The organism is Rhizobacter sp. AJA081-3, from assembly GCF_017795745.1.
Taxonomy (GTDB): domain Bacteria; phylum Pseudomonadota; class Gammaproteobacteria; order Burkholderiales; family Burkholderiaceae_C; genus Piscinibacter.
The window spans coordinates 1,994,087-2,007,747 of the sequence record NZ_CP059067.1 but is presented as its reverse complement, the minus strand read 5'-3'; the positions used below and the strand labels follow the sequence as shown (position 1 = coordinate 2,007,747).

General features: G+C 67.6%; 12 protein-coding genes and 2 tRNA genes. 10 read left to right on the top strand and 4 right to left on the bottom strand.

Features of this window, described 5'->3' with window-relative positions; all coding sequences use genetic code 11:
* Positions 1-31: 31 nt before the first annotated feature.
* Complete coding sequence (gene earP / locus HZ992_RS09620) at positions 32-1,087, bottom strand: elongation factor P maturation arginine rhamnosyltransferase EarP (protein WP_209386429.1); 1,056 nt, start codon at positions 1,085-1,087, stop codon at positions 32-34.
* A gap of 35 nt (positions 1,088-1,122) precedes the next feature.
* On the opposite strand from earP, the gene uvrC reads away from it, so the two are divergent.
* The 8 genes from uvrC (at position 1,123) to HZ992_RS09580 (ending at position 7,800) form a co-directional block, all read left to right on the top strand.
* Positions 1,123-3,069: an excinuclease ABC subunit UvrC gene (gene uvrC / locus HZ992_RS09615; RefSeq protein WP_209386428.1), complete on the top strand. Its 1,947-nt coding sequence runs from the start codon at positions 1,123-1,125 to the stop codon at positions 3,067-3,069.
* Positions 3,070-3,157: 88 nt separating this feature from the next.
* A complete protein-coding gene (locus HZ992_RS09610; protein WP_245213413.1) occupies positions 3,158-3,553 on the top strand; it encodes an energy transducer TonB in 396 nt (131 codons plus the stop codon).
* A gap of 51 nt (positions 3,554-3,604) precedes the next feature.
* Positions 3,605-4,171, top strand: coding sequence for a CDP-diacylglycerol--glycerol-3-phosphate 3-phosphatidyltransferase (pgsA, locus tag HZ992_RS09605; protein ID WP_209386427.1), 567 nt, complete (start codon positions 3,605-3,607; stop codon positions 4,169-4,171).
* Between the two features lie 35 nt (positions 4,172-4,206).
* Complete coding sequence (locus HZ992_RS09600; protein ID WP_209387110.1) at positions 4,207-5,067, top strand: DMT family transporter; 861 nt, start codon at positions 4,207-4,209, stop codon at positions 5,065-5,067.
* Positions 5,068-5,253: 186 nt separating this feature from the next.
* Entirely contained in the window at positions 5,254-5,526 is a 273-nt protein-coding gene (locus HZ992_RS09595) for an HU family DNA-binding protein (RefSeq protein WP_209386426.1), read from the top strand.
* 20 nt (positions 5,527-5,546) lie between these two features.
* A tRNA-Val gene (locus HZ992_RS09590) sits at positions 5,547-5,622 on the top strand.
* 132 nt (positions 5,623-5,754) lie between these two features.
* Entirely contained in the window at positions 5,755-7,686 is a 1,932-nt protein-coding gene (locus HZ992_RS09585) for a SurA N-terminal domain-containing protein (RefSeq protein WP_209386425.1), read from the top strand.
* Between the two features lie 38 nt (positions 7,687-7,724).
* Positions 7,725-7,800: transfer RNA gene (locus tag HZ992_RS09580), tRNA-His, on the top strand.
* 58 nt (positions 7,801-7,858) lie between these two features.
* Here HZ992_RS09580 and HZ992_RS09575 read toward each other — a convergent pair.
* From HZ992_RS09575 to HZ992_RS09565, 3 genes are all read right to left on the bottom strand, one after another.
* Entirely contained in the window at positions 7,859-10,147 is a 2,289-nt protein-coding gene (locus HZ992_RS09575; protein ID WP_209386424.1) for a sensor histidine kinase, read from the bottom strand.
* A 15-nt stretch (positions 10,148-10,162) separates the two neighbouring features.
* Positions 10,163-10,891: a LuxR C-terminal-related transcriptional regulator gene (locus HZ992_RS09570; protein ID WP_209386423.1), complete on the bottom strand. Its 729-nt coding sequence runs from the start codon at positions 10,889-10,891 to the stop codon at positions 10,163-10,165.
* 107 nt (positions 10,892-10,998) lie between these two features.
* Positions 10,999-11,976, bottom strand: coding sequence for an NADPH:quinone oxidoreductase family protein (locus tag HZ992_RS09565; protein WP_209386422.1), 978 nt, complete (start codon positions 11,974-11,976; stop codon positions 10,999-11,001).
* A gap of 90 nt (positions 11,977-12,066) precedes the next feature.
* Here HZ992_RS09565 and surE point away from each other — a divergent pair, with 90 nt between their 5' ends.
* Together surE and HZ992_RS09555 are read left to right on the top strand one after the other, a co-directional pair.
* Positions 12,067-12,843, top strand: coding sequence for a 5'/3'-nucleotidase SurE (gene surE / locus HZ992_RS09560; protein ID WP_209386421.1), 777 nt, complete (start codon positions 12,067-12,069; stop codon positions 12,841-12,843).
* Complete coding sequence (locus HZ992_RS09555; protein WP_371816803.1) at positions 12,810-13,658, top strand: protein-L-isoaspartate(D-aspartate) O-methyltransferase; 849 nt, start codon at positions 12,810-12,812, stop codon at positions 13,656-13,658. Before surE ends, HZ992_RS09555 begins: the two co-directional genes overlap by 34 nt.
* The last annotated feature ends 3 nt before the right edge of the window (positions 13,659-13,661 follow it).

Below are 13,661 nucleotides of genomic sequence, written 5' to 3'. Positions count from 1 at the left end.
CCGTTCCCCGGATGACGCAAAGCTCGCGATTTTAGCTCTTTTCGCGAGCGAAGCTCAGCAGCTGGGTGCCGAGGTCCTGATGTGCCGCAAGCTTGTCGCGCCAGGCTTGGCAATGCACACGCCAAGGCTCGAGGGGCGGCAGTTGCAGGGCGCCGCTGGCACCGTTCCAGCCCAGCCACAGGGCGCGGCAGCGCTGCGCCCAGTCGACCGAGGCGCCTTCCAGGTGGCGAGTGAGGAAAGCGTCGAGCTTGGCCTGGTGCGCGCCGTCGTGCTGCGGGTAGGCATGCCAGAGGAAGGGCAGGCCCGCCCATTGCGCCCGCACGAAGGAGTCTTCGCCGCGCACAAGGTTCAGGTCGGCCGACCACAGCAGGTGATCGAAATCGAACTGCGTCAGGTAGGGCAGCGTGACCGCACGCAATGTGCCTCGCGACATCGACGCGCCCAGTTCCGCCGCCACCTGGCGCGAGGCGTGTCCGACGGTGGCCAGCAGCAGGGTCGGTGCGCCGGCCAGCGCGTCGAGCAAGGCGGGCAGGGCGGGGTTCTCGTAGCAGAACAGGCTGACCACACGCTCGCCCGGTCGACGCACGATGCGGCGCGACTTGAGCCATTCGGCGGCGTCGAAGGCCTGCCTGCGCTGCAACAGCCCAGGTTCGCGGATCAGGCCGCCGGTGTAGGCCGTGAAGCCGGGATAGAAGAACCACTTGAGCAACCCCGCGCCGGGGCCGCTGGATTGCGGCGAGGGCAGGCCGTGGCTGCGCTCGACATAGGGCTCGGCGCTGAGGTACTCGAGGTTGATCCACAGCGGGGCCGGACGCCTCGCCGCCATGCGTGCGACGAAAGGCGCGGGCGGGTCGCAGCCGAAGGTCTCGACAACCACGTCGAAGGGTTCCACATCGACATCGCCCTGTGGCCAGGCACGCACCTCGACGCCGCTTGCGCCCTGCGGCGCCATCCACGCCAACGCCGAGGCATCGTCGATCCACAGGCGCACACGTTCGCCGCGCGCGGCCAGGTCGGCGGCGAGTCGCCAGCACACGCCCACGTCGCCGAAGTTGTCGACGACGCGGCAGAACAGATCCCATTTCATGCGAATCGATTATCCCGGCTCGATAATCGCGGCCGATGGACTCCTCGACCCCCTTGCCGACTGACGCACACGACGTCGCCAGGCTCCAACGGCTGCGTGAGGAAGTCGCATCCTTGCCGGGCCTGCCCGGCGTCTACCGCTACTTCGATGCGCAAGGCGCGGTGCTCTACGTGGGCAAGGCGCGCGACCTGAAGAAGCGCGTCTCGAGCTACTTCCAGAAGGACCACGGCGGCACGCGCATCGGCCACATGGTGGGCAAGATCGAGCGCATGGAGACCACCGTCGTGCGCTCCGAGGCCGAGGCGCTGCTGCTCGAGAACAACCTCATCAAGACGCTGGTCCCGCGCTACAACATCCTGTTCCGCGACGACAAGAGCTACCCCTATCTGAAGATCACCGGCACGCGCGGCGCGACGTCGGGCTCGGCGGCCTTCCCGCGGCTGGCCTACTACCGCGGTGCGCTCGACCAGCGGCATCGCTACTTCGGCCCGTACCCCAGCGCCTGGGCGGTGAAGGAATCGATCCTGTTGCTGCAGAAGGTGTTCCGGCTGCGCACCTGCGAGGACACCGTCTTCGCCAACCGGACTCGGCCCTGCCTGCTGTACCAGATCAAGCGCTGCTCGGGCCCCTGCGTGAAGCTGATCGACGCGGCCGACTACGCGCGCGACGTGGCGAATGCCGAACAGTTCCTGCTCGGCGGCGAGCAGGAGGTGATGGATGCGCTGCAGGTGCAGATGATGGCGCACGCCGACGCGCTGCAGTTCGAGAAGGCGGCCGAGATCCGCGACCAGATCGGCGCACTGTCGCGCGTCCTGCACCGCCAGGCCGTGGAAGACAACACGGGCGTGACCACCAAGGACGCCGACATCCTCGCCGTGCGTGTCGAAGGGGGCCGCGCCTGCGTGAACCTGGCCATGGTGCGCGGCGGGCGGCACCTCGGCGATCGCCCGTACTTCCCCGCGCATGTCGAAGACGCCACGGTGCTCGCCGACGAATCCGATGAGGGCGGGCAATCCGCCTCGCCGGAGGTTCAGGTGCTCGAGGCCTTCATCGCACAACACTACCTCGACGGCGGCGTGCCGCCGCTGCTGGTGCTCAGCCACGCGGTCGACAAGTCGCTCATCGAGGCGCTGTCGATGCAGTCGGGCGTCAAGGTGTCTGCGCAGCACCAGCCGCGGGAGCCACGCCGCGCCTGGCTGGACATGTGCATCCAGGGCGCCCGCATCAAACTCGCTCAACTGCTCGCCGAGGAAGGCTCGCAACAGGCCCGAACGCGTGCATTAGTCGACGCACTCGACCTTGCCGTGGAGAATCTCGACACCTTTCGCATCGAGTGTTTCGACATCAGCCACACTGCAGGCGAGTCGACCCAGGCATCGTGCGTGGTCTTCGAAGAACACCGGATGCAGAACGCGCAATACCGCCGCTACAACATCGAGGGCATCACCGGCGGTGACGACTACGCCGCGATGCGGCAGGTGCTGACTCGGCGCTATGCCAAGTTGGCCGAGGCCGCGAGTGCCGGCACCGCCCGCCTGCCCGACCTGGTGCTGGTGGATGGCGGGCGCGGCCAGGTGAGCATGGCGCGCGAGGTGTTCGAGGAACTGGGGCTGGACCTCAGCCTGATCGTCGGGGTCGAGAAGGGCGAAGGGCGCAAGGTCGGCCTGGAGGAATTGGTGTTCGCCGACGGCCGCCCCAAGGTCTACCTGGGCCGCGACTCGGCCGCGTTGATGCTGGTGGCGCAGATCCGCGACGAGGCGCATCGATTCGCCATCACCGGCATGCGCGCGCGGCGCGCCAGCGTTCGAACAGGCGGCAGCCGGCTGGAAGAGATCGCCGGGGTCGGGCCGCGCAAGCGAGCGCGCCTGCTGCAGCGCTTCGGCGGCGTGCGCGGTGTCGGCCAGGCGAGCGTGGAGGACCTGGCCAGCGTGGACGGAATTTCGAGAGAACTTGCAGAGGAGATCTATCGTGCGTTGCATTGATCCGAAGCTCGGCGCCGCCATCGCGGCGCTGGCATGGTTGGCCGGATGTACCACCCCACCGCCGGCCCCACCCCCCACACCGGCACCCGTGGCCAGGGCGCCGGCCCCCGCGGCTGCACCGGTGCCGCCGGCGAACCGGAACGTCTCTCAGGCCACCAACGAGAAGGCCTATCGCCAGGACGGCGCGCGCGCCATCTACGCGGCCTATCCCGACAGCATCTACAAGGGCAAGCTGCCGCCGTTGCTCTATGCCGTCGCCGTGGTCGAGACCGAGCTCGACGCCAACGGCAACGTGCGCGACGTGCGCATGGTCCGCGCGCCCACTCACGCACCCGAAGTCACGGCGAAGATCCGCGAGCTGATCCGCAAGGCCTCGCCGTTGCCGGCGCCGGCACGAATGGGCACGACGAGGTACACCGACGTATGGCTGTTCGACAAGAGCGGCAAGTTCCAGCTCGACACCCTGACAGAGGGGCAGCTGTAGTCCTTTGAGTGACGGATCGGCCGGCATGAAGAACTTCGGCACAATCGGCCGATGTTCTTCAACCTGCCGACCCTGCTCACCTGGGCACGCATCGTCGCGATCCCGCTGATCGTCGGGGTGTTCTATCTCGAGATGGAACCGGGCGCGCAGAACCTGCTCGCCACGGTGCTGTTCGTGGTCGTCGCGCTGACGGACTGGGCCGACGGCTACCTCGCCCGCCGCCTGAACATGACCTCGTCGTTCGGCGCCTTCCTCGATCCGGTGGCCGACAAGTTCCTCGTCTGCGCCGCGCTGCTGGTGCTGGTGCACCTGAACCGCCTGCATGCGCTGGTGGCGCTGGTCATCATCGGCCGAGAGATCGCCATCTCGGCGCTGCGCGAGTGGATGGCCCAGATCGGCGCGTCGCGCAGCGTGGCCGTGCACATGCTGGGCAAGCTCAAGACCGTCGTGCAGATGGTCGCCATTCCGTTCCTGCTCTACGACGGCCGGCTGTTCGGGCTGATCGACACGCACTGGTGGGGCACGCTGCTGATCCTCGCGGCGGCCGTGCTGACCATCTGGTCGATGGTCTACTACCTGCAGAAGGCGCTGCCCGAAATCCGCGCCAAGGCGCGCTGACGGTGCTGGCCGACCAGCGCCCGCTGCTGCGGGCGATGCCGTGGGTCTTCGTGCTGATCTGGAGCACCGGCTTTGTGGTCGCCCGCCTGGGCATGCCGCATGCGCCGCCCATGAGCTTCCTCGCGCTGCGATTCGCGCTGTCGGTGGCCTGCTTCGTGGCCTGGATGGCCATCGCGCGCGTGCCCTGGCCGCCGCGAGAACAGTGGTTGCACCTGGCGGTGTCGGGTGTGCTGATGCATGCCGGCTACCTTGGCGGCGTCTGGTCGGCCGTGAAGGCAGGCATCGGCGCTGGCACGGTGTCGCTGCTCGTCGGCCTGCAGCCCGTGCTGACCGCGATCTGGCTGAGCGCCACGGCCGCACCGCGCGCGCAAGGCAGCGGCCGATCGGTGACGCCTCAGCAGTGGGCCGGCCTGGTGCTGGGGCTTGCAGGGCTGGCGCTGGTGGTCTGGCGCAAGCTGGGGGTGGGGGAGGTGACAGCGCTCAACCTCGCCCTGTCCGTCGGTGCGTTGTGCAGCATCACCGCGGGCACGCTCTACCAGAAGCGATTCGTACGGGTGGCCGACGTGCGTGCCGCCAGCGCCGTCCAGCTGCTCGCGTCGCTGGTCATCACGTTGCCGCTGGCGCTGCTGGAACCGGAGGTGATGGACTGGCAGCCGGAGTTGGTCGGCGCGATGGCCTGGTCGGTGCTCGGTCTCACGCTCGGCGGCAGCTCGCTGCTGTACCTGCTGATCCAGCGCGGTGCGGCGACGCAGGTCACGAGCCTGCTGTACCTCGTGCCGCCCTGCACCGCAGCGATGGCGTGGTGGCTCTTTGGCGAGGCCTTCACACCGCTCATGATGCTGGGCATGCTGCTCACCGTCTGCGGCGTGGCGATGGTGGTGCGCGACAGGGGATGAAGACCTGCACGGCGACGTCTGCGCGCCGCGCCAGCGATGCAAATGATTGCGCATAGAATCCCGATCCGCCCTTGACAGCCTCAGGGGCACGGCTTGTAATGACCCGCGCCGGGCGTACCGAGACACAGCGCGCGCCAGACACCCACCGAATTCCGTTCGAGAAACCTTTAGAGAGGGGGAAGACCCGTGAACAAGTCTGAATTGATCGAGCACATCGCCCGTCAGGCGGATATCTCCAAGGCAGCTGCCACGCGCGCCCTGGAGGCCATGATCGGCGGCGTGAAGTCGACGCTGAAGAAGAACAACAGCGTCTCGCTGGTCGGCTTCGGCACGTTCAGCGTCGGCAAGCGTGCCGCACGCAGTGGCCGCAATCCGCGCACCGGCGCCACGATCAAGATCAAGGCTGCCAAGGTGCCGAAGTTCCGTCCGGGCAAGGCCCTCAAGGACGCGTTGAACTGAGGGCGTGCTCGGCACGCTGCGGGTGCTTAGCTCAGTTGGTAGAGCGGCGCCCTTACAAGGCGTAGGTCGGGGGTTCGAGCCCCTCAGCACCCACCAAAGGCCCCTTCGGGCCCGTGACGTCGGCCCCAGAGGCCTGCGATAGAATCCCGGCAGCTCACCAGACACCAAGGCGAACCCAGGTTCGCCTTTGTTGCATCTGGACTTCACCGCCGTCGATAGAGGCTCCCGATGTTCGATTTCGTCCGCAAGCACACCCGGCTGTTGCAGTTCATCCTGGTGCTCTTGATCTTTCCGTCCTTCGTGTTCTTCGGTATCCAGGGATACAGCCGCTTCAGCGGCGGCGAGAACACCCCGGTGGCCAAGGTCGATGGCCACGACATCACGCAAGCCGAGTGGGACGCAGCACAACGCGAGCAGGTGGAGCGCGTGCGCCGGCAGATGCCCGGCATCGACGCCAAGCTGTTCGACACGCCGGAGATGAAGCAGCAGGTGCTCGACGGCCTGGTGCGCGATCGCGTGCTCATCACCGCGGCCGACAAGCTGCACCTGATGACGAGCAACGAACGGCTGAAGCGCGAACTGCTGGCGATCCCTCAACTCGCCTCGCTGAAGAAGCCCGACGGTACTTTCGACGAAGATGCCTACAAGGCACTGCTGCAGGCGCAGGGCATGAGCCCGGAAATGTTCGAGGCACGCATGCGCCAGGACATGACGCAGCGCCAGGTGCTTCAAGGCGTCAGCGCGACCGCCTTCGGCACGGCCGGCACCAGCGGCGCGGCGTTCGACGCGCTGCTGCAGCAGCGCGAGATCCAGGTGCAGCGCTTCGACGTGAAGGACTACCTGGCGAAGGTCAGCCCCAGCGAGGCCGACCTCCAGGCCTACTACAAGGCCCCCGAGAATGCAGCGCAGTTCGAGGCGCCCGAACAGGCTTCGATCGAGTACCTCGTTCTCGACCTCGATGCCATCAAGAAGGGCATCAGCGTTTCCGAAGACGAACTTCGCAAGTACTACGCCGAGAACGAGAAGCGCTACACGACGCCCGAAGAGCGCCGCGCCAGCCACATTCTCCTGAAGGCCGAAAAGAGTGCGCCGGCAGCCGAACGCGAGAAGGCCAAGGCCAAGGCCGAATCCCTGCTGGCCGAAGTGAAGAAGACGCCGGCGAGCTTTCCCGACCTGGCGCGCAAGCACAGCGACGATCCCGGTTCGGCACAGCGCGGCGGCGACCTCGACTACTTCGGCCGTGGCGCCATGGTCAAGCCGTTCGAGGACGCGGCCTTCGGGCTCAAGCAGGGCGAGATCAGTGGCGTGGTCGAGAGCGATTTCGGTTACCACGTCATCCAGGTGACCGGCGCGCGCGGCGGCGAGAAGAAGACCTTCGAGCAGGTCCGTGCCGAGATCGAGGACGAGGCCAAGAAGCAGCAGGCGCAGACACGATTCGCCGCTGCGGCGGTCGACTTCACCAACATGGTCTACGAGCAGGCCGACAGCCTGAAGCCGGCGGCAGACAAGTTCAAGCTGGACGTGCGCAGTGCGCCGAACGTCAAGCGCAGCCCGGCGCAAGGGGCCACTGGCGCACTGGCCAACCCGAAGTTCCTGGAGGCCTTGTTCGGAACCGACGCGCTGAAGAACAAGCGCAATACAGAGGCTGTCGAGGTGGGGCCGAACCAGCTGGCCTCTGGACGCGTGTTGCAGTACAGCGCGGCGCATCAGCGGCCATTCGACGAAGTGAAGGCGATGGTGCGCGACAAGGTCGCCGCGAAGCAGGCGGCCGACCTGGCCCGCAAGGAAGGCGAGGCGCGCCTGGCTGAACTGCGCAAGACCCCGGAAACGGCAATGCCCAGCGCCGCCGTGACCATCTCGCGCAGCCAGGCTCGCGACGTGGCGCGTGAAGTCGTCGATGCGGCGCTGCGTGCGCCGGGCGACAAGCTGCCGGCCTTCGTCGGGGTTGAGCTCCCCGCGCAAGGCTACGCGGTGGTCAAGATCGCCAAGGTGCTGGGCCGAGACCCGGCTGCTGGCGATCCGCAGCGCCTGCAGGCTCAGTACGGGCAAGCGTGGGGCGATGCCGAAGGGCAGGCCTACCTCGCAGCGCTGAAGACACGCTTCCGCGCGGAGACCACGCCGGCCGCGGCCAAGGCAGCCAGTTCGGCGGCGGGCGGCTGAGGCGCGGCGCCGGCTCCGATATAATCTGCGGCTCTGCGGTGGCTGTAGCTCAGTTGGTAGAGTCCAGGATTGTGATTCCTGTCGTCGTGGGTTCGAGTCCCATCAGCCACCCCACCAGATCTTGAAGCAGCCGGGCCCAGTGCCCGGCTTTTTCATGGCGAAGTGCGCCGGCTCAAGGCGGCGGCGAAAAGTCCCGCAGGGTCACCTGGCAGACGATGCCGCGCGGCTCCAGTTCGCGCCATTCGACCTCGCCGCCGAGCTGCTTGACCCGCTTTCGCACGCCTCCCAGCCCCAGGCCATGCGACCAGGCGCGCGGATTGCGGCCTTCGCCGTTGTCGCCGACGATCAGCTCGAGCCGGCCCGAGCGCAGCGTGAACTCGACATCGACGCATGTCGCCCGTGCGTGCGCGATGGCATTGCTGACCAGTTCGCGCAAGACTCGCGTCAGCGCCGACCACTGCACCACGGACAGGAGGATGTCTTCATCCGACTCGAAGGCCCACCCGAGTTGCACATGGGCCGCCGTCAGCCGTTGCGCCAGGTCGGCCTTCCACTCGGCGGCGGCATGCGACAGGCGATGGTTCGGCGCCGCCAGGCCACGGGTCAGCGTCTTCAGGTCCTGCAGCGTGTGCCGCACGTACTCTTCCATCTCGGGCGACTGCGCCTTGTACATGAGCGTGAGCAAGCGCGCGCCGATGTCGTCGTGCAGGTCCTGGGCGAGCCGCGCGCGTTCTTCGCTTCGCCCTTGCTCGACAGCCTTGTCGAAAGCCACGGCGCGCCGCAGCTGTTCGACGACACGGTCGGTCAGCCGCGCGTCTTCGCGCGTGAACAACCGTCGCCCGCGATTGGCGAAACGGATCACGATGGAGCGGCCAGCCGGCAGGGCATCTCCCGCCAGCTCGGGAACCGGGACGATCAGCGTAGAGCCGTCGCCCGACACACGGGTGGCGCTCACGTTGCGTTCCACGAGCACGGCCTCCATGGGCTCGAACAGCTCGCGCAGCAATTGCGTCAGCAGCCCGGGCGTGCGTTCGGGATGGGCTTCCACCTCGCGGGCAATGCGATAGAGCTGCTCGAACATGCGCTCGGTCGTCAGCATGCTGCTGCCCAGCAGCTGATTCAGGATCCACTGCCGCGCCCCAGAGTACACCGCCAGCGAGACGAACAGTGCCAGCGTCAGCGAAGCGAACTGACCGAGTGAGAAGACCGCGACGAAGAGCAGATCCAGCGAGGTCGCCACGGTGCTGACAGCTGCGAGCATCGAGAACTCGCGCATCATCTGCTGTGAGCGAGACAGGAACGGCACCAGCAAGAGCAGCGAAGCAAAGAACACGTACCAGACCATCGAGCCTACCGAGGCGATGTTCTGGTGCACCCCCGGATTCGCCACTGCAGCGGCAAGCGCGGTCGTGAGCAGCAGCCATGTCCCGAGCGTGACCAAACCGAATCGGCGCAACACGGTGGCGAAGGGATGAGGTTCAATCTCGTAGGACCACGACATCAGCCCCACCATCACCAGCCCGTAGATCATCACGGCGATCTGCACCCACCACCACCCGTGCGGCAGCCTGTCGGTGCCCACCAGCCAGGTCAGACCGATGGCGCCCGCCCAGGCAGCCATGGCGATGACAGTGCCACCTGGCAACCGTCGCGGGTGGACGCAGGCAGCATTGACGATGGCCGCGGCCGTGACCATGTCGAAGCCCACGCGCATCGGCAGATCGAGGTGCGCGAAGGCGTTCGGCAGCGCAAGATCGAGCGTGGACTCGATGGCGATGAACACCAGGTTGCCTGCCTGGCTCAACGACAGCACAGCGTAGAGCAGGTTGCGGCCGTTGGGCTTGGCCATCAGGACGACCATGGCCACGAGGTACAGCAGGAGCGCGAGCCCGCACAGCAACCAGTACATCGCCGGCAGCCCTGCAAAACCGCGCGGCATCGGTTGTACGAGTACGCTGCGGCCGTCCGCGAAGGCCAAGCGCACGGTCGCCTGCGAGAGCACGCTGTCGAGGTCTTCGTGGATCAGGTGGTGCCGCGCCCGCATCTCGTCGTCGATCACCCAGCGGGCGGATCGCTGCAGCGTCAGCGCGTCCCTGACCTCGACAGTGCGACCATCCGCTTGCGCCGCGACAAGCACCTGGCCGACGAGCGGCGCCAGCGCCGGATCGGCAGCGCGCGCGAGCTCGACCAGGCCTTGCGCATTGGGGCGCCAGCTGGCATCGATGCGGGGCAGCCCCGCCATCATGCGGGTGACGAGAAAGAGCCCGAGGCAGCCGATCAGCGCGGCGAGAACCAGCATGCGCAGGCGCCAGCCCATCCAGCGCGACAGCGGGCTGCCGCTGAGCGAAACGCGCTCGCCGAAGCTCGACTCGATGATGGTGTCAGCCGGGCCGAGGGTGCTCTGGGGGCCTGCGGCCGCCATGGGCCGGGATCTACGCGCCGACGGACCGTGCTGCGCCACGGCGATCTGCCGGTGTCAGACCAGCCCTTGCTTGCTGGCCAGCACGGCGGCCTCTGCGCGGCTGGACACGTTGAGCTTCTTGTAGATCGACTTGATGTGGTCGTTGACGGTGAACCACTTGATGCCCATGAGGTTCGCGATCTCCTTGATCGTGAAGCCCTTGCTCAGGTACGTCAGCACCTCGCTCTCGCGCGGCGTGAGGCGTTCGTGGTCGAGCGGTGCGCCGCGGCCCGTGGGCATCGGGCGGCTGCTCTGGAAGCCGGAGTTCAACGGCGCCGGGCCGCTATCGACCGCCGCGCCGGCGCCCTGGCGGAAGTGCGTCAGCAGGCGCCTGGCAATGGCGGGAGACAGCGGCGGCTGCCCGCGCACGATCTTCTGCAGTTCCTCGACCAGCACCTCGAAGCGGTCTTCCTTGAGCAGGTAACCGTCGGCGCCGCACTGCAGCGCCGGGAACAAATGGTCGTCGTCGGAATAGAGCGTGGTGACGATCTTCGTGGCCGGATACTTGACGAGCTCGGCCAGCAGTTCCATGCCGTTTCCATCGGGGAGTTCGAGATCGACCAGGATCAGCTTGAACGGGTCGGCAGGCTCCTGCCGGCCGAGCGGGCCGATGTGACGACGCGCACTCTCCAGGTCACCGGCTTCGGTGATGGCGATCGCGTCGCTGAAGCTCTCACGCACCACGCGGCACAGGAAACTGCGCGCGACGGGGTTGTCTTCGAGGATAAGGACTTTGACTGACATGCTCCACCCGGCCCGGCCTGATTCAGCCGTTGTCTTGTTTGCGATGGATGTTAGCGCACTCCGTCTCGTGGAATGTCCGTGTGTGACAAAGTACCCGAATCGATCGCTCAGTCGTTGACCAGCACGAGCTTGCCGCGCACCTGACGGGTGCCCATGCGCGCGAAGGCCTGGGGCAGGGCACTCATCGGCAGGCGCTGGTCGATCACCGGCTTGACCTTGCCCTGGGCATACCACTGCGCCAGTTCGCCCAGCGCGCGTGCATTGGCCTGCGGCTCGCGGCGGGCGAACTCGCCCCAGAACACGCCGACGATCGAGGCCCCCTTGAGCAGCGCCAGGTTCAGCGGCAGACTCGGGATGCCGCCCTGCGCGAAACCCACCACGAGGTAACGGCCTCGCCACGCGATCGAACGGAACACCGGTTCTGCGAGGTCGCCGCCCACCGGGTCGTAGACCACATCAGGTCCCTTGCCGCCGGTCATCGCCTTCAGCGCATCGCGCAGGTTAGTGCCCGTGTAGTTGATCGTCTCGTCGGCGCCGATCTCGCGGCACAGCGCGCACTTCTCGTCGCTGGAGGCCGCCGCGATGACGCGCGCACCCACGGCCTTGCCGACCTGGATGGCGGCCGTGCCCACGCCCCCGGCTGCGCCGAGCACCAGCAAGGTCTCGCCAGGCTTCAGAGCCGCCCGGTCGACCAGCGCATGGTGCGTGGTGCCGTAGGTCAGCACGAAGGCGGCGGCATCGTCGAAGGCGAAGCCCGGCGGCAAAGGCATCACGACGGCGGCATTCACGCAGGCATGGGTGGCGAACCCACCCGTGCCCGAGAACGCCGCCACCGCCTGGCCCGGCTTCAGGTGGTGCACGCCGTCGCCCACCGCCTCGATCACGCCGGCGAACTCCGAGCCCGGCACGAAGGGCAGCGGCGGCTTCATCTGGTACTTGTTCTGCACGATCAGCAGGTCGGGAAAGTTCAGGCTCGCCGCCTTGATGGCGATGAGCACCTCGCCCGGCCCGGGCCGGGGCGTCGGCAATTCCTTCCAGGCCACGGCGTCGACGCCGGTCGGGTTCTCGCACAGCCAGGCATGCATGTCGCTCTCCGCGGGATGGGTGGCGGCGCATGATACGCAGGGCGCCGAATCCCTCCCGTCTCCGAGGCGACGCGTCCCTACAATGCGGCCATGCGCATCCTGATCGCCAACGACGATGGTTACCTCGCTCCCGGCATCGCCGCCCTCGTGCAGGCCTGTGCCGGACTCGGCGAGATCGACGTGGTGGCCCCCGAGCAGAACGCCAGCGGCACCTCGAACTCGCTCACGCTGACACGGCCGCTGTCGGTGTACCCGGCCCGGCACGGGCATGGCGATGTGGTGAAGACGTTCCGCTACATCAACGGCACGCCATCGGACTGCGTGCACGTGGCGCTGACCGGCCTGCTGCCGCACCGGCCCGACCTGGTGGTCTCGGGCATCAACAACGGCGCCAACATGGGCGACGACACGCTGTATTCGGGCACGGTGGCCGCGGCGATGGAAGGCTTCCTGTTCGGCATACCGGCCATCGCTTTCTCGCAGGTCGAGAAGGGCTGGGCGCATCTCGATGCCGCGTCGCGGGTGGCACGCAGTGTCATCGAGCAGGTGCTGCGGCAGCCGCCGGCCGGCGCCGCCTGGCTGCTCAACGTGAACATCCCCAACCGCGCCGATGCCGACCGCCTGCCGCGTGTGATCACCAGACTCGGTCGCCGCCATGCGAGCGAACCGGTGATCCAGCAGACCAGCCCGCGTGGCGAGACGATCTACTGGATCGGCCCGGCCGGCGACGCCCGCGAAGGCGGCGAGGGTACCGACTTCCATGCGGTGGCGAACGAGGCCGTGTCCGTCACGCCGCTGCAGGTGGACCTGACCGACCATGCGGCGGTGCCGGCATGGCGCGCGTGGGCGGCCGGGACGGCGCCATGAGCGCTGCGGGCTCGCGAAGCTCGCGATTCCCCCTGCGCCTGGACCAGGTCGCCCAAGCCCCGGTGGCATCCCGATCGCCCGTGCTGCGTCCGCAGGCGCCCGTGCATCAGGCCCATGCCGATGCGGCCCGAGTGGCCACGCCTTCGGGCCTGGGGCTGGACTCGGCCGACGTGCGTCGGCGCATGGTGCAGCGACTTCATGCCGACGGCCTGCATCACGAAGCCGTGCTGGCCGCCCTGGACAGCGTGCCTCGGCATCTGTTCGTCGATGGCGCGCTGGCCACACAGGCCTATGAAGACACCAGCCTGCCGATCGGCCACGGGCAGACGATCTCCAAGCCCTCGGTGGTCGGTCGCATGCTCGAGTTGCTGATGGGCGGCGCCGCGGCACGAAGCCGCAGCTCGCTCGGCAAGGCCCTGGAGATCGGTACCGGCTGCGGCTACCAGGCCGCGCTGCTCGCGCGGTTGGCGCGGCAGGTGATCTCCGTCGAACGGCTGCGCCCGCTGCACGAGAAGGCCCTCGCGCTGCTCGCGCCGCTGAACCTGACGCAACTGCGTCTGGTGTATGGTGACGGCATGCGCGGCCATCCGCCGAACGCGCCTTACGACAGCATCATCGCTGCTGCGGGCGGTGACGCATTGCCGCCTGCGTGGCTGGAGCAACTCGCCATCGGCGGTCGACTCGTGGCGCCGCTCGTGGAACCTCGCTCGCAGCGGCAGGTCCTTGTGGTGGTGGATCGCCATGAACACGGGTACGAGCACAGTGTTCACGAAGCTGTGAAGTTCGTGCCCCTAAAATCCGGTCTCGGTAGCTGACGA